Here is a 25,325-nt window from a genome sequence, read left to right as displayed (position 1 = left end):
TTGTTACCATATTGCCACGCGTCGCCTCGCAAGCGGCGGCCAGGCGGCACGAATCGTTCCCATACCTTACCGGATGGCGCTCGGTTATGTTCATTTTTCTTCAGTCGAGGTACCCGCGGGGCGGCAATGAAAACGTGGTTCAAGCGCATATTGATTGGCCTGGTAGTGCTGGTCGTCGTGGCAGTCGTCGGCCTGGCCATCTTTTTGCTCACGTTCGACCCCAACGCGTACAAGTACAAGCTCGAAGAGCTGGTACAGGAACGCTATAACCGCACGCTGGCGATCAACGGGGAAATCGAACTCTCGCTCTTTCCGCGTATCGGCCTGGCCGTACAGGACGTGTCGCTGTCCGAAGTCAACAGCACCGATGAATTCGCCTCCATTGAAAGCATGCGCCTGGCGGTGGCCGTGTGGCCTTTGCTGTCCAGCAACCTGGTGGTCGACCACGTGGCCATCAATGGGTTCAAGGCGCGCGTTGTGCGCGACAAGTCCGGGCACCTCAATTTCGAAGACCTGGTAGGCGGGGCCGTGGCCAATACGACGGCTGCGGCCGGCCCGGCCAGTGCCGCGGTAGGCGCCATGGCCGGCGCCGCCCAGGCCATTGCGACCGGCGGGGCGTCGGCGCCGGCATCCATGCAGATCGACATCGCCGGGCTCGACCTGCAGGCGGGCGAACTGCAGTTGCAAGACGCCATCTCGGGCATGGCAGTGGCCGTCACCGACCTTAACGCCAACACGGGCCGCGTTACCTACAACCAACCGTTCGACGTGAGCCTGTCGGCACGCATCGAAGGCGGCAATCCGCGCGTGGACGCCAGCCTCACCGGGCAGGGCCTGCTCACGCTCGATCCGCTGGGCAAGCGTTTCGCCGCGCAGCGACTGGACGTGCGCATGAATGGCAACATACTTGGCGCAGACGCCAAGAGCCTGGGCGCGCGGGGCAACCTGGCATTCAATGGCCGCACTTCTTCGCTGGATGTGGCGGGGCTCGAAATCGTATTCCAGGGCGACGTTCCTGACGCGGGCACCCCCATGAATAACGTCGAGGCCAGTATCGCCGTTCCCAAATTGGCGCTCGATCCGCACAAGCTGCAGCTGCAGCTTGAAAGACTGGCGGTGCGTGCCAAGGGCGCGCTGCCGGGCGGACCATTCGAACTGGCGGCGGATGCGCCCGCACTGAATGTGTCGCCGTCTTCCGCCACCGGCCAGGCGCTTACCGGCCGCGTGCGCCTGCAAGGCCTGGATGCCAGCTTCGGCCTCAATGGCATCAGCGGCAACGCCAGCGAACTCGACATCAAGGAAATCAAGCTCGACAGCACGCTTACCGAAGGCGAACGCGTGGTCAAGGCCGTATTCGCATCGCCTGCCACGTTCAACCTGTGGCAGCGTGCCATCAGCCTGTCGGCGATGCGCGGCGACGTCAGCATTACCGATCCCGGCCTGCCCAAGGGCAGCCTGCAGATACCGGTCATCGGCAGCATGAGCGCCAACCTGCAGAACGACCAGGCCGGCGCGAAGATCAATGCGGTGCTCGAGGGGGGCAAGTTCGACCTCACCGCCGACGTCAAGCAGTTGACGGCCGTGCCCGACATCACCTTCGCCCTGGCGGTCGATAAGCTCGACCTGGACAAGCTCGCCCCGCCGGTGGCCACGCGCGCCGCCCAGGCGCCCGCCGGCGATGGCAAGCAGGACGACCCTGCCAAACCGCCTGCCAAGCCTGCGCCCGCAGCGCCGGTGTCTACCGAAAGCGAGATCGATCTGTCGGCGCTGGTGGGCCCCACGGCCCAGGGCACCATCAAGATCGGCGAACTGGTGGTGCGCGGCCTGAAGGCCAGCGAACTCTCGGCCCAGATCAAGCTCGAGAAAGGCAAGCTCGATATTTCCACGCTGGCTGCGGCGCTGTACGGCGGCAAGCTCGGCGGCATGCTGTCGGTCAATGCCGCCGAAGGCAACCAGGTGGTGGCCAAGATGACGCTGGCCGGCATTACCATCGGACCCCTGCTCGCCGATCTGGTAGAGCAGCGCGCCCTGACCGGCACGGGCAGCGTCGCGCTGGACATAAAAACCGCGGGCGCGAATTCCTACGCGCTGACCACCGGCCTGAACGGCAGCATGCAGGTGCGGCTGCGCGACGGCGCCGTGCGCGGCATCAACATTGCGCAGACGCTGCGCGAACTCAAGGCGGCCTTCACCGGCGAAGCGGGCGACGACCCCAAGCTGGCGGCCGACCAGGCGCGCCATACCGATTTCACGTCGCTCGAGGCCGACTTGGTCTTTGTCAAGGGCGTGGCCAACGCCAAGCGGCTCGAGATGGCTTCGCCGCTGTTGCGCATCACGCAGGGCGAACCCGCCAGCATCGACTTTGTGCAGAGCATCCTGAACTTCGTCGCCAAGGTCCGGGTGGTCAACACCAGCACCGGCCAGGACGGCAAAGACCTCGAAGAACTCAAAGGCGTCACGATTCCGGTTCTGATCAGCGGCCCGTTTGAAAAGCCCGTTTACACGGTGCAGTGGCGTGGCGCGGTCACCGATGTACTGAAGCGCAGCCTCGAAAGAAAGCTCAAGGAAGCCGTCGAGCAAAAGGCGGGCGGCTCGAAGCTTGCGCCCCAACTCGACAAAGCACTGAAGGGGATACTTGGTAAATGAACGCACCCGCTTACCAGCCCATTGCCGAATGCGGCCAGACCACACAGCCCCAGGCCCAGGCCTACCATCGCCGTTGGCTGGTCGCCAACGATGCCGGCACGTGGCTTAACGGCAGCCTGTGCCCACGGCTGGCCGAAATCAGTGTCGAGCTGCGCCTGGGCTACCTGGTCATGAAGGCGCCGGGCATGCTGCGCATGGATATTCCGCTGGATGTCATCGAAGACGACGACAGCGTGCGTTACCAGATTCAGCTGGGCGACCAGACGGTCGACGTCGTGGACGAAGGCGAGCTGGCCGCGGCCTGGATGTCGAACTTCCTGCAGATTCCCTGCCGGCTCCTGAAAGTGCATCCCGACATGGATGCCGTGCGCTGGCCCCAGGCGGCGTAAGCCATCGCCTCTAGCGGCGCCAAACAGGGTGTCTGACACCTATGAAACGCCGTTCGTGGCATCACGCATGACCTGGCCAGGTGTCTGACACCCTACGGGAGTCAGACACCGTTCGTGGTACTGCGCATGGCCGGCCAAGTGTCTGACACCCTACGGGAGTCAGACACCGTTCGTGGCATTGCGCATGGCCGGGCCAAGTGTCTGACACCCTACGGGAGTCAGACACTGTTCGTGGCATTGCGCACGAGCGCACCAGGTGTCTGACTCCCGTAGGGTGTCAGACACCGTCCCGGCATCGCGCACAAGCTCATCAGTTGCCTGACCCGTCACGCCGCCTGCCGGCCGCGCTCCAGCACCGCGTGGGCCAGCAGCCCTGCCGCCAGCCCCCAGAACGCCGATCCGATTCCCCACGCGCTGAAACCTGATGCGGTGGCCAGCAGGGTGATCAGCGGCGCTTCGCGACGCTGCGGGTTTGCCATCGCGCCGGCCAGCCCGCCCAGTATCGCGCCCAGCAAGGCCAGTCCCGCCAGCGCCATGATGAGGGCGGGCGGCATAGCCTGGAAGAACACCGCCACCGCTCCCGCGATTACGCTCAGCAGCACATACGCCAGCCCATAGACCACGCCGGACACATAGCGCCGTTGCGGATCGGAATGCGCCTCGGGGCCGGCGCAGATGGCCGCCGTAATGGCGCCCAGCGTCACGCTGTGCGAGCCGAACGGCGCCGCCAGCAGGCCCAGCAGGCCGGTGGCTCCCACCAGCCGCGAGGCGGCCGGGCGGTAGCCGGCGGCCTGCAGAATGGCCAGCCCGGGCAGGTTCTGCGATGCCAGCGCCACCACAAAAATGGGGATCCCCACACTGACAAAGGCCGACCACGAAAACGCCGGCGTCGTCCAGACGAACTCGGTCAATTGCCAGTCTATGCCCCGCAACTGCAACTGCCCGGCGGCGCCGGCCACCGCCAGGCCCACTGCCATGACCGCCAGCACCGCATAGCGAGGCGCGTAGCGCCTGCCCAGCAGATAGGCCACGCACATGGACAGCACCAGCACCGGCTGTTCGCCGATGCGCGTAAAGATGCCCAACCCGAAATTCAACAGCACACCCGCCAGCATGGCGTTGGCAATTTCGGCCGGCACGCGTCGCATGATGGGATCGATCCAGCCGAATACGCCGCAGGCGAGCATCAAGGCCGAGGCGAGCACGAAGGCGCCCACGGCCTGGTCGAAAGGCACGCCCGCCAGCGCCGTGATCAGCAGGGCAGCGCCCGGGGTGGACCAGGCCAGCACGACGGGGATGCGGGTGCGCAGGCTGATGAAGAGCCCGCCCAGGCCCAGCGCCAGGCAGATAGAGCCCAGCCATGAGCCGATGCGCGCGGCGTCGAGCCCGGCGGTGTGCCCGGCCTGCACCATCAGGACAGCCGTGCCGCCGAAGCTCACCAGCACCGCCACCAGCCCCGCCACGGTGGCCGAGAGCGACAGGTCGCTCTGCAGCGGCTGGCGCAGGGGCGCGGCGACGCTGGCGTCGGGGGGAGTCATGAGGAGCCCGTCAGGCGCCGATACTTGGCCATCAGGGCTTCCTGCCCTTCGTGCCATTGGGGATGCAGCTCGATGCATTCGACCGGGCACACCACCTTGCACTGGGGCTCGTCGTGATGCCCCACGCATTCTGTGCAGCGGTCCGGATCGATGACGTAGAACTCCGGCCCCATCGAGATCGCCTCGTTGGGGCACTGCGGCTCACAGACGTCGCAATTGATGCACTCTTCGGTAATGGTCAGAGCCATGGCAAAAATAGGGCGGGGGGCACGCAGCCATTGTAGCCCCGCGGGGCCGCGTCCGCGCCTCGCCGGCCGCGCCTTGCCGGCCGCGCCTGCAGCAGCTTCAGCCGGCCTGGCCCTGCTCGCGGTGTTCCTTGGCCTTGGCCTGCAGCCAGCGTTCGACCGACGGAAACACGAACTTGCTGACGTCGCCGCCCAGTTGGGCGATTTCGCGCACGATGGTGCCCGAAATGAACTGATACTGGTCGGACGGCGTCATGAACATGGTTTCGACATCGGGCAACAGGTGGCGATTCATGCCCGCCATCTGGAATTCGTATTCGAAGTCCGATACTGCGCGCAGGCCCCGCACAATGACGCGGCCGTTCTGTTCGCGCACAAAGTCTTTCAGCAGGCCGGCAAAGCTGTGCACTTCGACATTGGGGTAGTGGCCCAGCACTTCGCGGGCGATCTCGACGCGCTGTTCCACGCTGAAGAACGGTTTCTTGTTGCGGCTGTGCGCGATGCCTACCACCACCTTGTCGAATAACGACGCGGCGCGGCGCACCAGATCTTCATGGCCGCGTGTGAGCGGGTCGAACGTACCTGGGTAGACGGCGGTGATCATGGTTGCTCCGTATCCTTATAACTGGCGTACACCTTCCTCTGGATTCCGGAATTATTGACTTATTTCCGCAATGCAGCAAATTGGAATAACCCATAGTGGACGGCGCCAGCCTGATCCTGGCGTACTGCCTCGAAATTTTCCGGCGGCTGCAGCGGCGCTTCGGCCTCCGCATACACCAGGGCGTCGTCGGCCATGATGCCGGGCAGCAGCGGCCAGAGCCGGGGCAGCCAATCCTGGCCAAAGGGCGGGTCCAGCAGTATCAGGTCAAAGCGCGACGCGTCCATGCGCCGCAGCACCTGCATGGCTTCGCCCGCATGCACTCGTACCGCGTCGGCGCCCAGCTTGTCGCGCAGCGCGCGCAGCGACGCCACTGCGGTGCGGTCGTGCTCTACCAGCAATACCTGCGCGGCGCCGCGCGAGGCCGCCTCGAAGCCCAGCGCGCCGCTGCCGGCAAACAGGTCCAGCACGCGCTTGCCGGCAAACTCGCCGCCCCACAGGTGGTTCACCCAGTTGAACAGGGTTTCGCGCACGCGGTCGGGGGTGGGGCGCAGGCCCGGCACGTCGGGAACGGCGATGGGCGTGCGCCGGTACTGGCCGGCCACGATGCGGATGGGCTTGCCGCCTGGTTTCGATTTATTCAAGAAAACTGACCTCCTGGCGCAAATAGTAGCCGGCCCGCGGGGCGTGCGGATGGCCCGGCGGCGAACGGAATATACTTCGGCCATGTTCCGCTTCTTCAAGAAAAAAACTCCCCCGCCCACGCCTGCGCAGCCGCCTGAGGCACCGCAGGCGGACGAGTCCGCCGCCAGCCAGCCCGATACGGGCACTGCCGCGCCGCCGCCGGCCCCGCCCGAGCCGGTGATGCCCGCGGCGCCCCTGCCCGAGCCGGCCGCCCCGGTGGCGCCGGAGCCGCCGCGTCAGCCGGTGGCGCCAGCCGAACCCGCCGCGCCTGCACCGCAAGCCGGGCGGGATGACCCTGTACCCGTTGCCCCGGCGGCAGACGCGCCCGAGCCCGCTGCTGCACCCGAACCTGTCGTTCCGGTGGCGCCCGCTGCTGCCTTCGAACCCGTGGCTGCACCTGAACCTGTGGCGGCGCCCCCATCCACTGCGGCTCCCGAGCCCGCCAAGAAAACCTCCTGGCTGGGGCGGCTGAAACAGGGCCTGTCGCGAACGGGGCAAAGCCTGGGCGGCCTGTTCGTGGGCGTCAAGGTCGACGAGAACCTCTTCGAAGAGCTTGAGTCGGCGTTGATCATGGCCGACGCCGGCCTCGAAGCCACCGAGAAGCTGCTGACCGCCCTGCGCGCGCGCGTACGCAAAGAACGAATCGAAGATCCCGCTAAGGTGAAAACCGCGCTGCGCGAGTTGCTGGCGGATCACCTGCGTCCGCTCGAGCGGGCCTTTGACCTGCGCCGCGCCAGCCCGCTGGTGATCATGATCGCCGGCGTCAACGGCGCGGGCAAAACCACCTCGATAGGCAAGCTTGCCCATGCTTTTCAGCGGCAGGGCGCCAGCGTGCTGCTGGCCGCCGGCGATACCTTCCGGGCGGCGGCGCGCGAGCAACTTATCGAATGGGGCAGCCGCAACAACGTCAACGTCATCGCCCAGGAAGGCGGCGACCCGGCCGCCGTGGCCTTCGACGCCGTCAATGCGGGCCGCGCACGCGGTGTAGGAGTGGTAATGGTCGATACCGCCGGCCGCCTGCCTACACAGCTGCACCTGATGGAAGAGCTGAAGAAGATCCGGCGCGTCATCGGCAAGGCCGACAGCGCGGCGCCGCACGAAGTGCTGCTCGTGGTCGACGGCAACACCGGCCAGAATGTGCTGGCGCAGATCCGCGCCTTTGACGCCGCCATCAACCTGACCGGCCTGGTTGTCACCAAGCTGGACGGCACCGCCAAGGGCGGCACGCTGGCGGCCGTGGCTGCGGGTACGCAGGGCGTGCGGCCCGTACCGGTGTACTGGATAGGCGTCGGCGAAGGCATGGAAGACCTGCAGCCCTTCGTGGCCGACGAATTCGCTGCGGCGCTGCTTGCCGACTGACCCGGGCGGGCCCGCGGCGCCGGCATCGCCGCCCGCGCCATGCGTCGTTTAACGCCGAGCCGCGTTTATTTCCAGAAAGGCTTCGTATCGGCCAGCCGATCGAATGCCTGCTGGGCTTCGACCGCAAGTTCGTCGATGCGGGCGCTGATCCATCCCAGCGCGAACCAGGCCTGCGGGTGAGTTTCCACGCACCCCTGGTAGTACTCCCTGGCCATGGCCAGGTCGTTGATTTCGCCCAGCAGGTCCTGCACCTGCATCAGCAACTTGCGATACTGCCGCAGCCGGCCGCGCGGCAGCAGGGCCGCGGCAAAAGACAACCCATAGCGCAGGCGCTTGCAGCGTTTGCGCAGCGCGTGGCGCCTGGCAATGTCCAGTGTGGCGAAGTGCCGGCCTTGTTTGACCACCGCGGCGTGCCAGCGGTGCAGGCGCTTGCCCAGCAGTTTTTCCAGGGCCGGCAGGTCGGGTCCGGCTGTCAGCGGAATAATCGTGAGCGTGTCGGTGCCTTGCCCGGCGCTGTCGTCGGGCGGCGTGGCCACGTCGGCGGCTGGGCTGGCCAAGTCGGGGGTCGTGGGCGCGCTGGCGGGCTCCCGGGGTTGCACGGCCAGGCTCCATTCCAGTGCGTCCAACAGCCATCCCTGGAAGCTGCGGCCAGCCGCAACGGGTTGCACGTCCATATCGGGCGGCGGCATGTCGAACGTGATGACCGGCATGCCCGCCTGCAGCAGGGCCGGCGTCACGGTTTCGTTCAGTACATCCTGGTCGCGGCTGAGCCCGAATTCGGTGAAGTGGGCGCGAAAGCCGTCCTGCACGGCGGCCGGCGGCGGCGCGATCCAGCCGTCGAACAGGCGCCACGCCGACCGCATGCGGCGCATGCCCACGCGCAGCTGGTGCACGTGCTCCGGCTGTCCGGCGGCGTACACACCCAGGGTATCCACTTCGGCGAGCATCGCCGCATTGCGGGTGATCTGGTCCAGGCATTCGGCGGCAATGCTGCCCATGGCCTGCGCCGGCGTCATGCCGGGTTCCAGGGTTACCGTGTCGGCCGGACGCGGGCCCCAGAAGCGCGCGATGGCGCTGCCGCGGCTGACCTGGCTGGTGGGGTCATCGGCGTCCAGGGCGGCAAGTTCGCGGGCCAGGGCGGCCAGCGCATCGCCGCGTTCGGATTTGCTGCGTGCATCCAGCACCAGGCCATGGCGTTGCTGCCAGCGCCGCGCCACGGCGAATATGGCCGCGGGCCGGCCGGACAGTAGCTCGAATTCCAGTTCCGATATCGGCAGATCGAGGCCGCCGGCGCGCAGCACGCCGGTGTCATAGGCCAGCTCGACGCTGCCATGCCGGCTGCGCACCTGGCGCAGCAGCCGCTGCACATCGGTTTCGTAGCGCAGGCCCAGCTCGCCCTTGATGGCCGCCAGCGGGCCTTCGAGCTCGGTGCCGGCATAAACCGACAGGTCGAGCACCGGGCCGCTGCGCGGATGGTTGATTTCGACGCGGGTGATTGCGTCGGCGCCAGGCATTTTTACCGTCTGTACCCAGTCGCGGCCTTCGCGGCGCAGCCGCAGGGCGATGCGGGCGCGCGCCAGTTCGCGGCCAGGCGTGTCGAAATACATGGCGTGCAGCCGCACCAGCGTGGCCTTGCCGTCGCGCATTTCGCGCTGTACCGCCTGGCGCGAGGCGGCAGGGACGTGCAGTTTCAGTTCTTGTTCTGACATGGTCGATGCGGGCGGCTGCTGAAACGAGGGATAGTAACCAACTCGTCCGCGGCCGTTGATGACCTGTCATAAATCGGTAAGGGGCGGCTGAGGCAAGCGCGGCGGGCCTGGATGCTCCGCGTGGCGGCCGTGGGATGGCGGATGGTGTCTGACACCCTTCGGGAGTCAGACACCGTCTTGTGTGGCGCGTTTCATCGTTGGGATGGTGTCTGACACCCTTTGGGAGTCAGGCACCGTCGGATGCGCCGGTTTTTATCATAGGTGTCTGACTCCCGAAGGGTGTCAGACACCCACCGCCTAGAGGATGCGCTTGCGCGCCTGCGTGATGGCGATTTCTGCGACGATCACGACGGCGAAGATGGCCGCCAGTACCAGCGCCACGCGGTCCCACTGGAACAGGTTGAGCGCGGTATCCAGCGCCATGCCGATGCCGCCGGCACCCACCAGGCCCAGCACCGCGGATTCGCGCACGTTGATGTCCCAGCGCAGCAGCACGATGGACCAGAACGCCGGGCGGATCTGCGGCCAGTAGCCGTACCACAGCACGGCGCTTTTGCTGGCGCCCGTGGCGGTCAGCGCTTCGACCGGGCCGCGTTGTGCTTCTTCGATGGCCTCGCCCACCAGCTTGCCCACAAAGCCGATGGAACGGAAGGCGATCGCCAGCGTGCCGGCCAGCGCGCCCGGCCCGAAGATCGCGATGAACAGCAGCGCCCACACGAGCGAGTTCACCGACCGGCTGGACACCAGTATCAGGCGGGCGAACTGGTTCACCAGCTTGCTTGGGGTAAGGTTGTTTGCCGCCAGCAGGCCCACCGGCACGGCCAGCACGACCGACAGGATCGTGCCCAGCGTAGCGATGTGCAGCGTTTCGAGCAGCGCGGCGTGCACGCCTTCGGGATAGAACGCCCAGTCAACCGGCCACATGCGGCCGAGCAGGTCGGCCATTTGTTCCGGCGCGTCGTAGAGGAACTCGGGGATGATCTCGACACTGCGGGTGGCCTGCACGATGGCGGCGACCACCACCAGGTACAGCGCGAAGCGCAGCAGCCGCTGCCCCATGGTGTAGCGGTGCCAGACGCGCGGATAGGCGGCGCCCGGCAGGGTAGTCGTGGACGCGTTCATTCGTCGGTCTCCAGGCGTTCCCGGGGTTTGCCGCCCAGGCCGCGCGCCGCGTCGAAGCGGCGCTGCAGCAGGGTATCGAAGCCCAGGTTGTCGAGGAATACTGCCCGCACGAAGCGCGCCAGCAATTCACCCACCATGATGATGGCGATGAGCGTGATCAGGATCGCGGCGACGAAATCGTAGTCGAAGCGCTGGAAGGCCGAGAACAGCGTGCCGCCGATGCCGCCCGCGCCCACGATGCCCACCATGGTGGAGTTGCGCAGGTTGGAGTCGAACTGATAGGTGGCAAAGCCGATGAAGCGCGCGAACACCTGTGGCAACACGCCGAACAGAATCACGTTGGCGAACGAGGCGCCCGTGGCGCGCACGGCTTCGACCTGCTTGAGCGAGATTTCTTCGATGGCTTCGGTAAACAGCTTGCCGATGAACCCCACCGATGCCACGGCCAGCGCCAGGATGCCGGCCAGGGCGCCAAAGCCCACCGCCTTGACGAACAGAATCGCGACGATCACGGGGTGCAGCGAGCGGCACAGGGCCACCAGCGCGCGGGCGGGCCACGACGCCCAGTTGGGCATCAGGTTGCGGGCGCCCAGCAGGCCCACGGGCAAGGCCACCAGAATGCCGATCACCGAGGCAAGCACGGCGATTTCCAGGCTTTCGGCCAGGCCTTGCCAAAGCGTGTCGGGTTGCTGGATGTGCGGGGGGAACATGCGCCCCAGCAGTGTGGCGGCGTGGCCCAGCCCCGCCTTGAAGCGGTCCAGGCTGAAATCGAGCTGGCCGGCCGCATACAGCGAATACACGATGACCAGCACCGTGCCCAGCTTTGCCTGCCATGAAAGCGCGAACGGGCGGCGCCTTACTGCAGCCACGATTCGCCTCCGTAGATGGTTTTCAGTGTGGCCGTGTCCAGGCCCTGGCCATCGCCGTCGTAGACGATGTGGCCGCCCGACATGCCCACGATGCGGGTGGCGTAGCGGCGGGCCAGATCCACGTCGTGGATATTGACCAGCACCGGAATGCCATTGGCGCTGCCTTGCTCGGCCAGCAGTTCCATGATCTCGACCGAGGTCTTGGGGTCCAGCGAAGAGGTCGGCTCGTCGGCCAGCAGCAGCTGGGGGCGCTGCATCAACGCGCGGGCGATGCCCACGCGCTGGCGCTGCCCGCCCGACAGTGCGTCGGCGCGCTGGTCGCTGAAACCATTGAGCCCCACCACGTCGAGCAGCTGGTATGCGCGTTCGATGTCGTCGGCCTCGAAACGCCGCATCCAGGCCTTGATGGCGCTGCTGTAGCCCAGACGGCCCGTAAGCAGGTTTTCCATGACGGTCAGGCGTTCGACCAGGTTGTATTCCTGGAACACCATGCCGATACGGCGCCGCGCCTGGCGCAGCGCCGTGCCGCGGATGGCGGCCAGATCAATGGAATCATTACCCGTCTGCAGCTCGATTTTTCCCCGGGTGGGGTCGATCAGGCGGTTAATACAGCGCAACAGCGTACTTTTGCCGGTGCCCGAGGGGCCGATGATGGCCGTCAGGCCCTGCCCCTCGACATGCAGGTCGATGTGCTTGAGCACCGGCCGGCCGGCCCGGTATTCCTTGACCAGGCCGGTAATACGTAAAGATGTGGTCATGCTTACTGCTTGCCCTTGCTCTTGGCGGTTTCGCGATCGTACGCGGCACGGTTGAAGCTTTCGCCGCCCGATTCGGCGACCTGCCGCACGATGGCCCAGTCTTTCTCGTAAGTGACGGGGTAGAAGCGGTCGGCGCCGTCGAAGGCTTCTTTCATGGCGTCCGGGAAGCGGTAGTCATAGAAGCACTTCAGCATCTGGTCGCGGAACTTCGGCTCCAGGTCGTGCGCGTAGGCGAACGACGAGGTGGGGAATTTCTCGCTGGTGTAGATGATGCGGAAATCTTCTTCCTTGACCTGGCCGCGCTCGGCCATGCGATAGAAGACGTCGGAGGCCACGGCGGCCGCGTCGTAGTCGCCCGAGTTCACGCCCATGACCGACTGGTCATGCTTGCCCGAGAAAATGATCTTGTAGTCTTGTTCCGGCACCAGGCCTTCTTTGGGGAACAGCGCCACGGGAGCCATGTGGCCCGAGTTCGACGAAGGCGAGGTGTGGGCGAGCTTCTTGCCCTTCAGGTCGGCGAGCTTCTGGTAGGGGCTGTCTTTCTTGACGATGACGATCAGGTTGTAGCCCTGGAAGCTATCGGCATAGCCCTTGACGGCAAACGGCACCGCGCCGGCGATGTTCACGGCAAAGGCCGTGGGGCCGGTAGAGAAGCCGCCCACGTGCAGCCGGCCCGAGCGCATGGCTTCGATTTCGGCCGCGTTGCTTTGCACCTGGTAGAACACCACGCGCTTGTCGGTGCATTCGGCCAGGTATTCCGTAAACGGCTTGAAGATGTTGGCGTACACGGCCGGGTCTTCGACGGGCGTGTAGGTGAACACCAGCGTGGACGGCGTTTTCAGCTTGGCGGGGTCGGTGGGCGTATCGGCGACGAGGTCCTTGTTGGCGTCGCAATACATTTGATCGAGGTCGCCCCGATTGGGGCAGCTGTCGGCCGCTTGGGCGGCTTGCATGCCGAAGGCCAGGGAAATGGCCGCGGCGGCTTGTATCAGGCGCAAGGCTTGCATGACGGTGTCTCCTTCAGTGTTCGAATATCACCAAACTTAAATATTCAAACACAAAAAAACGAAACCGCCCAGCGGGGGATTACTTGTATTTGTTTTCGTGTTGTTTTCGTGTCGGTTTCGTTTTTTTCGATTTGTTTTCGTTTTGCCGGATGGGGCCTGCGTTTATTTGCGATAACCGAGCTTGCGCGAAATTTCCCGCGCGCATTCGAGCAGCGGTTTGGCGATGGCGCCGTTCCATTGCGAATCGAACAGGCCGGTCGGCCCGAGCGCCGTCAGTGCCAGCACCACGGTGCCGGTACTGTCGAACACCGGCACCGAAAGCGCATCCACGCCGGGCAGGGGGTTGCCCAGGGCGCGCGCCATGCCATGCACGCGGATGTCCGCCAGTTGCGCCTCGACCTCGGCGTAGGTTACCTTGCGCGGCGGTTGCCGGCCGGCAATAACCGCCGTGTCGCCCGCTTCGCGCGAGATGTAGTGCTCGGCCACCTTGGGCGGCAGCCAGGCCGCGAATACCAGCCCGGTGGCGGTATGCAGCATCGACATCACCGTGCCCTTGCGCATGTTGACGTGCACGGGATAGCTGGCTTCGGTCATGTGGATCATAGTGGGCCCGTGCGAGCCCAGCACCGCGATACCCAGCGTGTGCCCGATCGTGGCCTGCAGCGCGGCGACTTCGGGCATGGCAACCCGCACCGGGTCCAGGCGCTGCAGGCTCACCAGCCCCATCTGCAGGGCGAACGGCCCGAGTTCGTACTGCCCCGTTGCCGAATCCTGCTGCACCAGCCCGACCCGCGTGAAGCTCACCAGATAAGGGTGGGCCTTGGCCGACGTCATGCCGGCGGCGCTGGCCAGATCGCGCAGCGTCAGGGGCTTGCCCGCGTCGACCAGGGCGGCCAGCAGCGGGAATCCGACCTCGACGGACTGGATGCTGCGCCGGCCGTCCGTGGCCCGCGCAGGGGGCGTGGGGGACGTCTTCACGATGCGGATCCGGCGGCTGCCCTGGCCTGCAACAGGCGGTCGGCCATTTCCACGAAACCGCCGCCGCCGTGGCGCGAGGCCACATAGGCGGGATGGTGGTCCAGGCGGTGCAGCAAGGCCTGGATGTTGGCCACGCCTACCGATACGGGAAAGAACCTGAACATGGGCTCGTCGTTGGGCGAGTCGCCGATGAACAGGCATTCGGGCAGCGCCTGGTCGATATCCAGGCCCAGTTCGCGCTCGAACAGCGTGCGCGTCATGGTGAGCTTGTCGTAGTCGCCGAACCAGCCGTTCACGTGGATGGAGCTGACTTTGGCCTGCGCGCCGGCTTCATGGAAGATGTCGACGATGCGGCTGATGGCCGCCTCGGGCAGGGCGGGCACATCTTCGCAGAAGTCGATGGCAAGGTCGGCCACGCGGTAGTCCTGGTCGCTGGCGACCGCCGCCCCCGGCACTTCGCGCAGTACCCGGTCGCGTATGGCGTCCAGGCGCTCGCGGCTGGACGCGCGCGCCTGGGCATCGGCCCAATAATGGGTTTTCATGCGCCGGGCGGCGCGGTCGTACGCATAGTAGAAGGCGCCGTTCTCGCCCACCACCGCGCGCACCGGCCACATGCGTGCGATGTGGTCGCACCAGCCCGCGGGGCGGCCGGTAATGGGCACGACCACGACGCCGGCGGCTTCCAGCCGCTCGAGCGCCGCGTAGGCGTCGGCGGGCAGGCGTCCGTCGGTGGTCAGGGTGTCGTCGATATCGGTGAGCACAATACGCACCGCTGCGGCAACAGTGGCAGGCATGGCTGCAAGCGCTTGCATGGGGGTCCTTGTCGTGAAGTCCGTGTGTCGGGATGTTTTCGCGTGATCGCTGTGGGTGGCAGTTTACCGTTCAGGCCGGCGCGGCAGGCGGCGACGTGGCCGCCCGGGTCCGGCCGCGGCGTGGCCAAGGGCGGTAAACTTAGCGTTTTCCTGCCGCTGTGGTCATTTTCATGCCTGCCCCGCTTGCTTCCATTGCGTCCGACGCTGCCCCGGAGTCCTTTGGCATTTCCTCGGTTGCCGAGATCATCGCCGAACTGCGCGCCGGCCGCATCGTCATTCTGGTTGACGAAGAAGATCGCGAAAACGAAGGCGATCTCGTCATGGCTGCCGAGTTCGTCACGCCAGAGGCCATCAACTTCATGGTTACCCATGGCCGGGGCCTGGTGTGCCTGACGCTTACCGAAGAACGCTGCCGGCAACTCGACCTGCCGCTCATGGCCAGCCGCAACGGCACCCGCTACGGCACCAACTTCACGCAGTCCATCGAGGCCGCCGTAGGCGTCGAAACGGGCATTTCGGCCGCCGACCGGGCCCGCACCATCCAGGTGGCCGTGGCGCGCGACGCCAAGCCCAGCGACCTGGTCCAGCCCGGCCACATATTCCCGGTGCGCGCGGTGCCCGGGGGCGTGCTGGTGCGCGCCGGCCACACCGAAGCCGGTTGCGACCTCACCGCCATGGCGGGCCTGACGCCTGCCGCGGTCATTTGCGAAATTCTCAACCCCGACGGCACGATGGCGCGCCTGCCCGACCTGGTCGAGTTCGCGCGCGCGCACAATCTCAAGATCGGCACCATTGCCGACCTTATCCAGTATCGAAGCGAACACGAGTCCGTCGTGCAGCGCGTGGGCGAACACCTCATGCAGACCGCCTGGGGCCAGTTCCGGGCGGTGGCCTATAAAGACACGGCCAACGGGGCAGTGCATCTGGCCCTGGTGCATGGGGCCATCGATCCGCAGCGGGAAACCCTGGTCCGCGTGCACGAGCCCTCGTCCATCCTGGACGCGCTCGATGCCGGCGCCACGGTGCACAGCTGGGGCGTGGGTCGCGCCTTGCAGGCCATTGCGCAATCGCCGGCGGGCGTGATGGTGCTCATGAACTGCCAGGCGTCCGCCGAACATCTTTTCGAACAGATCGCCGCCTGGGGCGACGCGGCCGCCCAGCCGCCGGTGCGCGACGGCGAGCGTTACGGGCTGCGCACGTACGGCATCGGCGCGCAGATCCTGCGCGATCTCAATGTCGGCCAGATGCGCCTGTTGGCCCGGCCGCGCAAAATGCCCAGCATGGCGGGCTTTTCGCTCACCATTACGGGTTACGATTGCGACCCTTCCACCTCTGCCACTTCCCCCAAGGCCGACTCATGAATCCTTACATCCTTACCCCCGACCTGAACGGCGAAGGGCTGCACATCGGTATCGTGCGCGCCCGGTTCAACGAAGAAATCGGCATGGCCGAACTCGATGCGTGCCTGAAGAAGCTGGCCGAACTCGGCGTGGACGAACGCGACGTCATGGTGGCCAGCGTGCCGGGCGCGCTCGAACTTGGCGTGGCGCTGTCGCACATGGCCGAAAGCTTCGAGTTTGACGCGCTGATCGCGCTGGGCGCGGTCATCCGCGGCGAAACCTATCACTTCGAAGTGGTCAGCAACGAAATGGCGCGCGCGATTTCCCGCATTTCGCTCGAAACGGGCATTCCCGTGGCCAATGGCGTGCTGACGGTCGACACCGACGAACAAGCCCAGGCCCGGGCGGCGGGCAAGGGCAGCGATTGCGCCGAGGCGGCCGTTGAAATGGCCAACCTGGTGGCGGCGCTGCAGCCCGAAGAAGACGACGAAGACGACGAAGACGAGGACGAAGATTTTGACGACGAAGAAACCGACAGCCGCTGATAGCGCGGCGCAGGCGCGCGCCAACGCTCGCAGCGCCCGCCGGCGTGCCCGCGAATTTGCGCTGCAGGGCGTGTACGCGTGGCTGTTGCGCGGCGGCGAAGGTACGCAGGACGCCGGCGAAATCGACGCGCACCTGCGCGACGCCGACGACTTCTCCGAAGCCGATGCCCAATGGTTCAAGACGCTGCTGCATGGCGTGTTGCGCGAGGCGCCCAACCTGCGCGAGCGCTTTGCGCCCTACATCGACCGGCCGTTGAACGAACTGTCGCCGGTAGAGCACGGCATCTTGCTTATCGGCAGCTACGAACTCGTGCACCACGTCGAAGTGCCGTACAAGGTGGCCATCAATGAAGCGGTCGAACTGGCCAAATCGTTCGGCGGCACCGATGGCTTCAAGTTCGTCAACGGCGTGCTCGATAAACTGGCTGCCGACGTGCGCGCCACCGAGGTGCAGGCAGCCGCCTCGCAGCGCCGATAGGCGCGGCGCGCGCTGCCGCGCGCCGTGCTGGAGACCCGCTTGGCCTCTGAGTTCGATCTGATCGCGCGTTTCTTTGCTCGGCCGGCGCCCGCGGGCATGCTGGGGGTGGGCGACGATTGCGCCATGTTCCCGGCGCCGGCCGGCATGCACATTGCCACCAGCACCGACATGCTGATTCAGGGGCGGCATTTCTTTCCCGATGTCGATCCCCACGCCTTGGGCCACAAAGCGTTGGCCGTCAACCTGTCCGACCTGGCCGCCATGGGCGCCATGCCCATCGGCTGCGTGCTGGGTCTGGCGCTTCCACAGGCCGACGAATCCTGGCTCGCGGCATTTGCGCAGGGTTTTCATGAACTGGCCGGCGCGCATGGCTGCCCGCTGATCGGCGGCGACACCACGCGCAGCGCGCACGAGCTGGCCATCAGCGTCACGGTATTTGGCGCAGTCGAGCCGGGCCGCGCCCTGCGCCGCGATGCCGCGCGTGCGGGCGACCAGATCTGGGTATCGGGCGCGCTGGGCGCGGCCGACGTGGCTTACCGCCTGCTCGACGGACAGCTGCCGGCCGACGACGCCCGGCTGGCGGCAACGCGCACGGCGCTGGAACGCCCGCAGCCCAGGGTGGCGCTGGGGCAGGCGCTGGCTGGGCTGGCGCACGCCGCCATCGATATTTCCGACGGCCTGCTGCAAGACCTGGGGCATATCCTGCGCGCCAGCGGGGCCGGCGCCCGGCTGGACTACGCGGCGATGCCGGTGGCCGTCCCCGTGCAGGGCCTGCCGGCCGAAACGGTGTTGCAGGCCGTGCTGGGCGGCGGCGATGCCTACGAATTGTGTTTTACCGCCGCGCCGGCCGACCGCGGCCGCGTGCTGGATGCGGCGGCCCGCGCCGGGGTGCCTGTCACCGCCATCGGATTCATCGAATCCCAGCCCGGCATCGTGGTGCTGGACGCGGATGGCCTGCCGCTGCGCGAACTGCCGCGCGGCTTCGATCATTTTCCTGTTTCCTGAATCTCTATGCCCGCCAGCCCCGATTCGTCTCCGGCATCCATGCGCAATCGCGTGCGGGTGGCCTATCCTGCCCCGCGCTGGGTGGCGGGCGACCCCGGCCGGCTGATCGCCTTCGGCCTGGGCAGCGGCCTGTTGCGTCCGGCTTCGGGCACCTGGGGCACGCTGCTGGCCTGGCTGATCTGGGCGGCGGCGGCGCCGGCCGCGTCCGACCTGGCGCTGGCCATCTTCCTGGCCCTGGCGTTCGCGTACGGCTGCTGGGCGTGCCATCGCGTCGCGCGTGAATTGCAGGTAGACGACCATGTCGGTATCGTATGGGACGAGATGGTGGCGTTCTGGCTGGTGCTGTGGCTGGTGCCCGGCACCTTTCTCGCGCAGCTGACCGCGTTTGGCCTGTTCCGGCTGTTCGATATCGCCAAGCCGCCGCCCATCAAGTATTTCGACGCCAAGATCAAGGGCGGCTTCGGGGTCATGTGGGACGACATCGTTGCCGCGGGCTATGCCTTGCTGGTCATGGCCATACTCGTACGCCTGGGGGTCTTCACATGACGTTGCCGCACAAGCCTGTGCCGGGCCTCGCGCCCGCTTCCCTGTCCCAGGCCCAGGCGCTGGGTTTGGCCGAACGACTGGGCGCCGCATTGCAGCGACGCGGCCTCGTGCTGGGCACGGCCGAATCCTGCACCGGCGGTTTGCTGGCCGGCGCCATCACGGCCGTGGCGGGCTCCAGCGACTGGTTCGACCGGGGGCTCGTCACGTACAGCAACGACGCAAAAATTGCCGAGCTCAATGTATCGGCCGATACCCTGGACAGGTTCGGCGCCGTCAGTGAAGAGACGGCGCTGGAAATGGCCAGCGGCGTCATGCTGGCCAGTCCCGCCGTGCATATCGCCGCGTCCACCACGGGCATCGCCGGCCCGGGCGGCGCCACGCCCGGCAAACCGGTAGGCATGGTGTGCTTCGGTTTCGCGATACGCAACGGCGACGGGATCACGTCGCGCGCAGACACCCAGGTGTTCGCCGGCGACCGGGCGCAGGTGCGGCAAAGTTCCGTGGTGTACGCGCTACGCGGGCTGCTGGAATTGATCGGCGAACCCGTCCATCGCAGCCGGCCATAAGCCCGGCGCGGCGGTGTCGCGGTGGCGGAAGGTGTCGCGGTGGCGGAAGGTGTCTGACACCCTTCGGGAGTCAGACACCGCATAGTTTGCAACGGGAGCGGTGTCTGGCTCCCGAAGGGTGCCTGACACCTTTCGCGCACGATACGCAACGGCGACGGGATCACGTCGCGCGCAGACACCCAGGTGTTCGCCGGCGACCGGGCGCAGGTGCGGCAAAGTTCGGTGGTGTACGCGCTACGCGGGCTGCTGGAATTGATCGGCGAACCCGTCCATCGCAGCCGGCCATAAGCCCGGCGCGGCGGTGTCGCGGTGGCGGAAGGTGTCGCGTGGCGGAAGGTGTCTGACACCCTTCGGGAGTCAGACACCGCATAGTTTGCAACGGGAGCGGTGTCTGGCTCCCGAAGGGTGCCTGACACCTTTCGCGCCCCCGACGGTGGCTGCTGTTTATCAGGTTTCGCGCACCCCGACGGTGGCTGCTATTTATCGGCTTTTGCGCACGCCCGACGGTGGCCGCTGTTTATCGCACGGCGTTGATGGCGTCGCGCAGATCCCTGGCTGCCTGTGCGGCCGCTTCGCGCCAGTCGTCGCCGCCGCTGGCGTACAGGATGGCCCGCGAAGCGTTGACCATCATGCCGGTGCCCGCTGTATTGCGCCCGGCATTCACTGTGGCGGTGATGTCTCCGCCCTGGGCTCCGATGCCGGGCACCAGCAACGGCATCGCCTCGCCTATGCGCTGGCGCACGGCCGCAAGCTCGTTGGGGTAGGTGGCGCCCACCACCAGCCCGCATTGCCCGTCGGCGTTCCATTTGTCGGCCACCATGCCGGCAACGTGCAGGTACAGCGGTTCGCCGCTGTCCAGCTTCAGGAACTGCAGGTCCGAACCGCCCGGATTGGACGTGCGGCACAGCACGATCACGCCGCGGTCTTTCCAGCCCAGGTAGGGCTCGACCGAATCCAGCCCCATGTATGGGTTTACCGTCATGGCATGCGCCCCGTACCGTTCGTACGCTTCGCGCGCGTAGTGTTCGGCGGTGGTGCCGATATCGCCGCGCTTGGCGTCCAGCACAATCGGCAGATGGGGATGCGTCGCGCGAATATGCGCGCACAGGGCCTCCAGCTGCTCTTCGGCCCGATGCGCGGCGAAGTACGCGATCTGCGGCTTGAAGCTGCACGCGTAGGGCGCCGTGGCGTCGACGATGCCGCGGCAGAACTGGAAGATGGCGTCCGGCTTGCCTTGCAGCTCGCGCGGAAAGCGCTTGGGATCGGGGTCCAGCCCGACCTGCAGCAGCGTATTGCCCTGCGCCCAGGCTTGTTCAAGTCGTTGTATGAAGGTCATGGATATTCAGTGCAGTTTCACGCGTGGATGTGTGCGCCGCATCAGCAGGCGCGCCAGCGCCAGCGTGGCGGTGCGCCGCAGGCCCAGCACCGCGTGGTGGTGCATCAGGTGCAGGCTCATGTACATCAGGCGCGCCAGTGTACCGCTGACAAACAGGCCCCGGCCCGCCAGCTTGCCCATCAGGCTGCCCACGCCCGCATCCTGCCCCAGCGACACCAGCGACCCGCGGTCGCGGTATTCGTAGGGCTCGCGGGGTTCGGCCTTGCCGCGGATGCGCGCCGTGATCTTGCGCGCCAGGTAGGTGGCTTCCTGGTGCGCGGCCTGCGCGCGCGCGGGCACCGTGCCCGAATCGCCGCGCGGCACGGCGCAGCAGTCGCCCAGGGCCAGAATATTCGGGTCGGGGGATTCCAGGCGGCTGTTTACCACCAACTGGCCGCTGCGGTTGCAAGGCATGCCCAAGGCTTCCATCAAGGGCAGGCCCTTGATGCCGGCGGCCCACATGCACAGGCTCGCCGGAAATTCCCGGCCGTCGGCCGTCTTGACGCTGCGGGCCGTGACTTCTGCCACGCGGCAATTGGTTTCCACGCGTATGCCCAACTCGGTCAGGCGCGCCAGCGCCGCTTCGGAAATTCTCTCGGGCAGAGCCGCCAATATGCGCGGTGCGCCTTCTACCAGCGTGATGGCCAGATCGCGTTCGGCGCGGAAGTTCGGCAGGCCATATGCGGCGACCACGCCGCCCGCTTCATGCAGTTCCACGGCCAGCTCCACCCCTGTGGCCCCGCCGCCGACGATCACCACATCCAGGCGGGCAGAAGGGTCGCGCACTTTGGATTGGTCCACGCGCGCCATCGCCTTGAGCATGGTCAGGCGGAACGCTTCGGCATTTTCGGTGTTGTCCAGCGTCACCGCGTACTGCTCGGCGCCCGGCGTATTGAAGAAGTTCGACACGCTGCCCACCGCAAGCACCAGCGTGTCGTAATGCAGTTCGCGTGCCGGCAGCACCACCTCGCCGTGCGCATCGGCCACTGCACTGATCTGGATGACGCGGCGTTCCCGGTCCACACCCTGCAACTCGCCCATCGCGAACGAGAACCCGCACAAATTGGCCAGCATCAGGTAAGACAGGCCTTCCTGGTAAATGTCCAGCGTGCCCGCGGCGGCTTCGTGCAGCGAAGGCTTCCAGATATGGATAGGGCGGCTGTCCACCAGCGTGACGTAGCGCGGGCCGTGCTTGCGCCCCAGCTTGGCGGCCAGCTCCAGGCCGCCTGCGCCGCCGCCGACGATCACGACGCGATGAGCGGGGTCTGGCGCAGGGTGGATCGGATCGTTAGCCATGCAGAAAAGTATAGAGGGAAGTCGGTGGGCGGGGGAGCCGCCCGTTGCCGGTTCCGGGCCGAAGCAAGCGGCATGCCGCCGGGCCTGCCTAGAGCAAGAACCGGCTGACGCCCACGGCCACCCACACGGCGATGGTGAACAGCAACATCAGCATCACGGCCGCACTGCCCAGGTCTTTGGCGCGGCCCAGCAAAGGGTGCGTTTCGACCGACAGCGCATCGGCCAGCGCCTCTACCGCCGAATTCAGCAGTTCCACCACCAGCACCAGGATCACCGAGGCGATCAGAATGAACACCTCGTCGGTGCTGCGTCCCAGGAAAAAAGCCGCCGGTATCAGCAGAATGGCCAGCACCAGTTCCTGCCGGAAAGCCGCTTCGTATTTGATAGCGGCTTGCAGGCCCTGCAGCGAATAGCGCAGCGCGTTGAGGATGCGCCGCAGGCCGCCTGTGCTTTTGTAGGGAGAAGGGTGCGGAGTATGAGACATGTACCGGGTATGTGCGTATGGCGCGTCGTTTTTAACAGATTCGCGTTGCATGCGGGGTAGGGTCGTAGCGGCCGGCCGCCGGGGCGCCTAGCGCAAACCCTAATTGTGCCCACCCGGCTGTGGCGCGCAACATGCGGACAACTGGTAAGGCCACTTTACCTTTTTGCCGCTTCCATGCCTTTTCATCCCATAGAACCGCGCCGACTGTACCGCCAGATTGCCGACCAGTTGCGGGTGCTGATCCAGGCGGGCGAATTCCCCGTGGGGGCGCGCCTGCCGCCCGAACGCGACCTTGCCCTGAAGCTGGGCGTGTCGCGCCCGTCCGTGCGCGAAGCGCTTATTGCGCTGGAAGTGGAAGGCCTGGTCGAAGTGCGCATGGGGTCGGGCATTTATGTGCGCAGCCGCGACGGATCCGCCAGCGTGGTGGCCGAGAGCCCGCTCGAGACCATATTGGCCCGGCAACTGGTCGAGGGCGAACTGGCCGCGCAGGCTGCCGAGCTTGCCCAGCCGGTGCAGGTGGAAGGGCTGCGCGAGGCGGTTCAGGCCATGCAGGAAGAGGCCGAGGCCGGACAGGTACCCATCCAGGGCGACCGGCTGTTCCATTTGCGCGTGGCCGAGATCGCCAATAATTCTGTGCTGCTGCGGGTGGTCGGCGAGTTGTTTGACGAACGCCACAACCCGTTGTCGGTCAAGCTGGGCGATTACTTTGAAAACCCGTCCAGCTGGCAAGCGGCCATCGCCGAACACGGCCGTGTTGTCGACGCCATCGCGGCTGGCGACGCGGCCCGAGCCCGCGAAGCCATGCGCCGCCACCTGTCGTGTTCGCACGACCGGCTGACCGCCAGCTGGGCGTCCGCTCCCAAGGTCCGGACATGAGCCTTGTCTGCAGAATCCACGGGGCGCGCGACCTGCGGCTGGATACCGACGGCGAAACGCCGCTGGGCGCGCACGACGTCGAACTGCGCCTGGGCGCGGCCGGCATCTGCGGGTCCGACCTGCATTATTTCCTGCATGGCCGTGTAGGCGACTTTGTGATTCGCGAGCCGCTGATCCCCGGGCACGAGGCGTCCGGCACGGTAGTGCGCGTGGGCAGCGCGGTCACCCGCGTGCAGCCCGGCATGAAAGTCGCCATCAATCCCTCGCACCCTTGCGGGCAGTGCGATTATTGCCGCGCCGGCCGCGACAACCTGTGCCGGCACATGCGTTTTCTGGGCAGCGCCAGCGTGTACCCGCACGTGCAGGGCATGTTCCGCGAGCGCTTCGTCATGGGCGAGCGGCAGCTTACTCCGGTGCACGAGGATATCTCGCTGGGTGAACTGGCATGTGCCGAGCCCTTGTCCATCGGACTGCACGGCGTGCATCGCGCCGGCCGCCTGCTGGGCAAGACGGTACTCGTCACGGGCGGCGGCACCATCGGCTGCATGACGGCCCTGGCTGCGCGGCTGGCCGGCGCCGCCAGTGTTGTAGTCGCCGACATCGCCGACCGGCCGCTGTCGATGGCGCGACAGGTCGGCGCCGACGACACGTTGCGATCCGACCGGGCGTCGCCGGCCGACTTGGCCGATCTGGCCGATGTGGCCATCGAGGCGGCCGGCAGCCCTGCGGCGCTGGACACCTGCCTGGCCGCCGTGCGGCGCGGCGGGCGCATCGTGCAGGTAGGCACGCTGCCCGCCTCGGGCATTGCGTTTCCCGCCAACAGCATCATGTCGCGGGAACTGGACTACGTGGGCGCTTTCCGCGCCGGCGTCGAATTCGATTGGGCCGTTTCGTTCCTGCGTACCCGGCGGGTCGATGTGCGGCCATTGATGAGCGCGCAATTGCCGCTCGAGCGTGCGGCCGAAGCCTTTGAATTGGCCGCCGACCGCACGCGCAGTACCAAGGTGCAGCTTGTATGTGACCCCTGACCACCAAAGGCAGCGGTATTCATAACAACCAGGCCGCCGCCCGATCAACCTCAGAAGAGAGGAGACAACGATGAAGCAAGGCAATGCCGTCAAGACGCTGCTGGCCTCGGCCATTCTGTCCGTGTCGGGCAGCGCGCTGGCACAGACCACGCTGAAGTGGGCGCATGTATACGAAACCTCGGAGCCCTTCCATACCAGTTCGGTGTGGGCCGCCCAGGAAATCGAGAAACGCACCAACGGCCGATACCATATCGACGTGTACCCCGCCTCGCAGCTGGGCAAGGAAAACGACATCAACCAGGGGCTGACGCTGGGCACCGTGGACATGATCATTTCCGGTTCCAGCTTTGCCGCCAAGAGCTTTCCGCGCATAGGCGTCACTTACTACCCCTACACCTTCCGCGACCCCGAACACCTGTTGGCCTATACCAAGAGCGATATCTACAAAACGCTGACCGACGGCTACCAGCAAAAGAGCGGCAACCATATCGTGGCCACCACGTACTATGGCACCCGTCATTCCACATCCAACCGGCCGTTCACCAAGTGCGACGAAATGAAGGGCCTGAAGATGCGCGTGCCCGACGTGCCGGCCTATCTCGCCATGCCGCGCGCCTGCGGCGCCAACACATCGCCGATCGCCTTTGCCGAGGTGTACCTGGCGCTGCAGAACGGCACCGTCGAAGCGCAGGAAAACCCGCTGACGACCATCGAAGCCAAGAAGTTCTTCGAAGTGCAGAAGAACATCGTGCTTACCGGGCACATCGTCGACCACCTGAACACGGTCATCTCAGGCAAGTTGTGGAAGAGCCTGTCGGAAGAAGACCGAAAGATATTTTCCGAAGTTGCGCAAGAGGCCGCAGCCAAGGCTTCGCAGGAAGTCATCGCGCGTGAAAAAGAGCTGGTGGAGATATTCCGCCAGAAAGGCCTGAACGTTGTCGAGGTCGATACCAATGCCTATCGCGACATCGTGCTGAAGAAGGTGCCATTCGAGCAGTACGGCTATCAGAAGGCCGATTGGGACGCGATCCAGGCCCTCTAGTAAACCGCGGCAGCGGGCCGTCATGCG

26 protein-coding genes are annotated in these 25,325 nt (G+C 66.3%); 12 read left to right on the top strand and 14 right to left on the bottom strand.

Annotated features, from left to right (window positions below; genetic code table 11):
• Positions 1-126: 126 nt before the first annotated feature.
• The gene (locus CAL18_RS14650; RefSeq protein WP_026639138.1) at positions 127-2,646 is read left to right on the top strand and encodes an AsmA family protein; all 2,520 of its coding nucleotides are present in this window, start codon (positions 127-129) and stop codon (positions 2,644-2,646) included.
• Positions 2,643-3,035, top strand: coding sequence for an MOSC N-terminal beta barrel domain-containing protein (locus CAL18_RS14645; protein WP_094797229.1), 393 nt, complete (start codon positions 2,643-2,645; stop codon positions 3,033-3,035). Before CAL18_RS14650 ends, CAL18_RS14645 begins: the two co-directional genes overlap by 4 nt.
• 326 nt (positions 3,036-3,361) lie before the next feature.
• Here the strand turns inward: CAL18_RS14645 and CAL18_RS14640 are convergent, their stop codons facing one another.
• The 4 genes from CAL18_RS14640 to rsmD form a co-directional block, all read right to left on the bottom strand.
• Positions 3,362-4,573, bottom strand: a complete 1,212-nt coding sequence (locus tag CAL18_RS14640) for a benzoate/H(+) symporter BenE family transporter (protein ID WP_094818150.1) — start codon at positions 4,571-4,573, stop codon at positions 3,362-3,364.
• A complete protein-coding gene (locus tag CAL18_RS14635; RefSeq protein WP_026639140.1) occupies positions 4,570-4,821 on the bottom strand; it encodes a YfhL family 4Fe-4S dicluster ferredoxin in 252 nt (83 codons plus the stop codon). Before CAL18_RS14635 ends, CAL18_RS14640 begins: the two co-directional genes overlap by 4 nt.
• Positions 4,822-4,918: 97 nt before the next feature.
• On the bottom strand, positions 4,919-5,422 hold the full coding sequence (coaD, locus tag CAL18_RS14630; RefSeq protein WP_026639141.1) for a pantetheine-phosphate adenylyltransferase: 504 nt from the start codon (positions 5,420-5,422) through the stop codon (positions 4,919-4,921).
• A 59-nt stretch (positions 5,423-5,481) separates the two neighbouring features.
• The gene (gene rsmD / locus CAL18_RS14625) at positions 5,482-6,063 is read right to left on the bottom strand and encodes a 16S rRNA (guanine(966)-N(2))-methyltransferase RsmD (protein WP_170940358.1); all 582 of its coding nucleotides are present in this window, start codon (positions 6,061-6,063) and stop codon (positions 5,482-5,484) included.
• An 82-nt stretch (positions 6,064-6,145) separates the two neighbouring features.
• On the opposite strand from rsmD, the gene ftsY reads away from it, so the two are divergent.
• Complete coding sequence (ftsY, locus tag CAL18_RS14620; protein WP_170940357.1) at positions 6,146-7,462, top strand: signal recognition particle-docking protein FtsY; 1,317 nt, start codon at positions 6,146-6,148, stop codon at positions 7,460-7,462.
• Between the two features lie 65 nt (positions 7,463-7,527).
• Here ftsY and CAL18_RS14615 read toward each other — a convergent pair whose 3' ends face one another.
• The 7 genes from CAL18_RS14615 to CAL18_RS14585 form a co-directional block, all read right to left on the bottom strand.
• The gene (locus CAL18_RS14615; RefSeq protein WP_094818149.1) at positions 7,528-9,171 is read right to left on the bottom strand and encodes a CYTH and CHAD domain-containing protein; all 1,644 of its coding nucleotides are present in this window, start codon (positions 9,169-9,171) and stop codon (positions 7,528-7,530) included.
• A gap of 297 nt (positions 9,172-9,468) precedes the next feature.
• Positions 9,469-10,293, bottom strand: a complete 825-nt coding sequence (gene phnE / locus CAL18_RS14610; RefSeq protein WP_094797223.1) for a phosphonate ABC transporter, permease protein PhnE — start codon at positions 10,291-10,293, stop codon at positions 9,469-9,471.
• Entirely contained in the window at positions 10,290-11,162 is an 873-nt protein-coding gene (phnE, locus tag CAL18_RS14605) for a phosphonate ABC transporter, permease protein PhnE (protein WP_026639146.1), read from the bottom strand. The genes phnE (CAL18_RS14610) and phnE (CAL18_RS14605) overlap by 4 nt, the downstream gene beginning before the upstream one ends.
• Positions 11,150-11,920, bottom strand: coding sequence for a phosphonate ABC transporter ATP-binding protein (gene phnC, locus CAL18_RS14600; protein ID WP_094818148.1), 771 nt, complete (start codon positions 11,918-11,920; stop codon positions 11,150-11,152). The genes phnE (CAL18_RS14605) and phnC overlap by 13 nt, the downstream gene beginning before the upstream one ends.
• 2 nt (positions 11,921-11,922) lie before the next feature.
• Positions 11,923-12,927 carry a phosphate/phosphite/phosphonate ABC transporter substrate-binding protein gene (gene phnD / locus CAL18_RS14595; RefSeq protein ID WP_026639148.1) on the bottom strand — a complete coding sequence of 335 codons (1,005 nt, stop codon included), beginning with the start codon at positions 12,925-12,927 and terminating at the stop codon, positions 11,923-11,925.
• Positions 12,928-13,089: 162 nt separating this feature from the next.
• A complete protein-coding gene (locus tag CAL18_RS14590; protein ID WP_170940356.1) occupies positions 13,090-13,905 on the bottom strand; it encodes an IclR family transcriptional regulator in 816 nt (271 codons plus the stop codon).
• Entirely contained in the window at positions 13,902-14,717 is an 816-nt protein-coding gene (locus CAL18_RS14585; protein WP_094797221.1) for an HAD-IIB family hydrolase, read from the bottom strand. Before CAL18_RS14585 ends, CAL18_RS14590 begins: the two co-directional genes overlap by 4 nt.
• A 170-nt stretch (positions 14,718-14,887) precedes the next feature.
• Between CAL18_RS14585 and ribBA the strand changes: the two genes are divergently transcribed.
• Genes ribBA through CAL18_RS14555 form a run of 6 tightly spaced genes read left to right on the top strand, consistent with a single transcriptional unit; the run spans position 14,888 to position 19,197 of the window.
• Positions 14,888-16,078, top strand: a complete 1,191-nt coding sequence (ribBA, locus tag CAL18_RS14580) for a bifunctional 3,4-dihydroxy-2-butanone-4-phosphate synthase/GTP cyclohydrolase II (protein ID WP_026639151.1) — start codon at positions 14,888-14,890, stop codon at positions 16,076-16,078.
• Positions 16,075-16,602, top strand: a complete 528-nt coding sequence (gene ribH / locus CAL18_RS14575; RefSeq protein WP_026639152.1) for a 6,7-dimethyl-8-ribityllumazine synthase — start codon at positions 16,075-16,077, stop codon at positions 16,600-16,602. The genes ribBA and ribH overlap by 4 nt, the downstream gene beginning before the upstream one ends.
• The gene (gene nusB / locus CAL18_RS14570) at positions 16,574-17,080 is read left to right on the top strand and encodes a transcription antitermination factor NusB (protein ID WP_026639153.1); all 507 of its coding nucleotides are present in this window, start codon (positions 16,574-16,576) and stop codon (positions 17,078-17,080) included. Before ribH ends, nusB begins: the two co-directional genes overlap by 29 nt.
• Positions 17,081-17,119: 39 nt before the next feature.
• Positions 17,120-18,085, top strand: a complete 966-nt coding sequence (gene thiL, locus CAL18_RS14565) for a thiamine-phosphate kinase (RefSeq protein ID WP_094818147.1) — start codon at positions 17,120-17,122, stop codon at positions 18,083-18,085.
• 39 nt (positions 18,086-18,124) lie between these two features.
• Positions 18,125-18,631, top strand: coding sequence for a phosphatidylglycerophosphatase A family protein (locus CAL18_RS14560; RefSeq protein WP_026639155.1), 507 nt, complete (start codon positions 18,125-18,127; stop codon positions 18,629-18,631).
• Positions 18,628-19,197 carry a CinA family protein gene (locus tag CAL18_RS14555; RefSeq protein WP_026639156.1) on the top strand — a complete coding sequence of 190 codons (570 nt, stop codon included), beginning with the start codon at positions 18,628-18,630 and terminating at the stop codon, positions 19,195-19,197. The genes CAL18_RS14560 and CAL18_RS14555 overlap by 4 nt, the downstream gene beginning before the upstream one ends.
• A gap of 517 nt (positions 19,198-19,714) precedes the next feature.
• Here the strand turns inward: CAL18_RS14555 and pyrF are convergent.
• From pyrF to CAL18_RS14535, 3 genes are all read right to left on the bottom strand, one after another.
• On the bottom strand, positions 19,715-20,533 hold the full coding sequence (gene pyrF, locus CAL18_RS14545; protein WP_026639157.1) for an orotidine-5'-phosphate decarboxylase: 819 nt from the start codon (positions 20,531-20,533) through the stop codon (positions 19,715-19,717).
• Between the two features lie 6 nt (positions 20,534-20,539).
• A complete protein-coding gene (locus CAL18_RS14540; RefSeq protein ID WP_026639158.1) occupies positions 20,540-21,868 on the bottom strand; it encodes an NAD(P)/FAD-dependent oxidoreductase in 1,329 nt (442 codons plus the stop codon).
• A gap of 88 nt (positions 21,869-21,956) precedes the next feature.
• Complete coding sequence (locus CAL18_RS14535; protein WP_094797333.1) at positions 21,957-22,352, bottom strand: diacylglycerol kinase; 396 nt, start codon at positions 22,350-22,352, stop codon at positions 21,957-21,959.
• Positions 22,353-22,526: 174 nt separating this feature from the next.
• On the opposite strand from CAL18_RS14535, the gene CAL18_RS14530 reads away from it, so the two are divergent.
• From CAL18_RS14530 to CAL18_RS14520, 3 genes are all read left to right on the top strand, one after another.
• A complete protein-coding gene (locus CAL18_RS14530; RefSeq protein WP_026639160.1) occupies positions 22,527-23,228 on the top strand; it encodes a FadR/GntR family transcriptional regulator in 702 nt (233 codons plus the stop codon).
• The gene (locus CAL18_RS14525) at positions 23,225-24,256 is read left to right on the top strand and encodes an L-idonate 5-dehydrogenase (protein WP_094818146.1); all 1,032 of its coding nucleotides are present in this window, start codon (positions 23,225-23,227) and stop codon (positions 24,254-24,256) included. The genes CAL18_RS14530 and CAL18_RS14525 overlap by 4 nt, the downstream gene beginning before the upstream one ends.
• 70 nt (positions 24,257-24,326) lie before the next feature.
• The gene (locus CAL18_RS14520; protein WP_026639162.1) at positions 24,327-25,298 is read left to right on the top strand and encodes a sialic acid TRAP transporter substrate-binding protein SiaP; all 972 of its coding nucleotides are present in this window, start codon (positions 24,327-24,329) and stop codon (positions 25,296-25,298) included.
• Positions 25,299-25,325: the final 27 nt, after the last annotated feature.

Origin of the sequence: Bordetella genomosp. 7 (genome assembly GCF_002261415.1) — a bacterium.
In the GTDB taxonomy this organism is placed as follows: Bacteria; Pseudomonadota; Gammaproteobacteria; order Burkholderiales; family Burkholderiaceae_B; genus Bordetella_A.
This window is presented reverse-complemented; position numbering and strand designations above follow the sequence as displayed.

What these genes read in the sequence shown, in the direction of transcription:
- CAL18_RS14645 (WP_094797229.1), top strand. Translation starts at nt 2,643, where the DNA reads ATGAACGCACCCGCTTACCAGCCCATTGCCGAATGCGGCCAGACCACA.
- CAL18_RS14635 (WP_026639140.1), bottom strand. Translation starts at nt 4,821, where the DNA reads ATGGCTCTGACCATTACCGAAGAGTGCATCAATTGCGACGTCTGTGAG.
- phnD (WP_026639148.1), bottom strand. Translation starts at nt 12,927, where the DNA reads ATGCAAGCCTTGCGCCTGATACAAGCCGCCGCGGCCATTTCCCTGGCC.
- CAL18_RS14530 (WP_026639160.1), top strand. Translation starts at nt 22,527, where the DNA reads ATGCCTTTTCATCCCATAGAACCGCGCCGACTGTACCGCCAGATTGCC.
- CAL18_RS14555 (WP_026639156.1), top strand. Translation starts at nt 18,628, where the DNA reads ATGACGTTGCCGCACAAGCCTGTGCCGGGCCTCGCGCCCGCTTCCCTG.
- CAL18_RS14525 (WP_094818146.1), top strand. Translation starts at nt 23,225, where the DNA reads ATGAGCCTTGTCTGCAGAATCCACGGGGCGCGCGACCTGCGGCTGGAT.
- CAL18_RS14540 (WP_026639158.1), bottom strand. Translation starts at nt 21,868, where the DNA reads ATGGCTAACGATCCGATCCACCCTGCGCCAGACCCCGCTCATCGCGTC.
- CAL18_RS14650 (WP_026639138.1), top strand. Translation starts at nt 127, where the DNA reads ATGAAAACGTGGTTCAAGCGCATATTGATTGGCCTGGTAGTGCTGGTC.
- ribBA (WP_026639151.1), top strand. Translation starts at nt 14,888, where the DNA reads ATGCCTGCCCCGCTTGCTTCCATTGCGTCCGACGCTGCCCCGGAGTCC.
- CAL18_RS14585 (WP_094797221.1), bottom strand. Translation starts at nt 14,717, where the DNA reads ATGCAAGCGCTTGCAGCCATGCCTGCCACTGTTGCCGCAGCGGTGCGT.
- phnC (WP_094818148.1), bottom strand. Translation starts at nt 11,920, where the DNA reads ATGACCACATCTTTACGTATTACCGGCCTGGTCAAGGAATACCGGGCC.
- phnE (WP_094797223.1), bottom strand. Translation starts at nt 10,293, where the DNA reads ATGAACGCGTCCACGACTACCCTGCCGGGCGCCGCCTATCCGCGCGTC.
- ribH (WP_026639152.1), top strand. Translation starts at nt 16,075, where the DNA reads ATGAATCCTTACATCCTTACCCCCGACCTGAACGGCGAAGGGCTGCAC.
- pyrF (WP_026639157.1), bottom strand. Translation starts at nt 20,533, where the DNA reads ATGACCTTCATACAACGACTTGAACAAGCCTGGGCGCAGGGCAATACG.
- CAL18_RS14520 (WP_026639162.1), top strand. Translation starts at nt 24,327, where the DNA reads ATGAAGCAAGGCAATGCCGTCAAGACGCTGCTGGCCTCGGCCATTCTG.
- CAL18_RS14640 (WP_094818150.1), bottom strand. Translation starts at nt 4,573, where the DNA reads ATGACTCCCCCCGACGCCAGCGTCGCCGCGCCCCTGCGCCAGCCGCTG.
- ftsY (WP_170940357.1), top strand. Translation starts at nt 6,146, where the DNA reads ATGTTCCGCTTCTTCAAGAAAAAAACTCCCCCGCCCACGCCTGCGCAG.
- CAL18_RS14615 (WP_094818149.1), bottom strand. Translation starts at nt 9,171, where the DNA reads ATGTCAGAACAAGAACTGAAACTGCACGTCCCTGCCGCCTCGCGCCAG.
- CAL18_RS14560 (WP_026639155.1), top strand. Translation starts at nt 18,125, where the DNA reads ATGCGCAATCGCGTGCGGGTGGCCTATCCTGCCCCGCGCTGGGTGGCG.
- coaD (WP_026639141.1), bottom strand. Translation starts at nt 5,422, where the DNA reads ATGATCACCGCCGTCTACCCAGGTACGTTCGACCCGCTCACACGCGGC.
- CAL18_RS14535 (WP_094797333.1), bottom strand. Translation starts at nt 22,352, where the DNA reads ATGTCTCATACTCCGCACCCTTCTCCCTACAAAAGCACAGGCGGCCTG.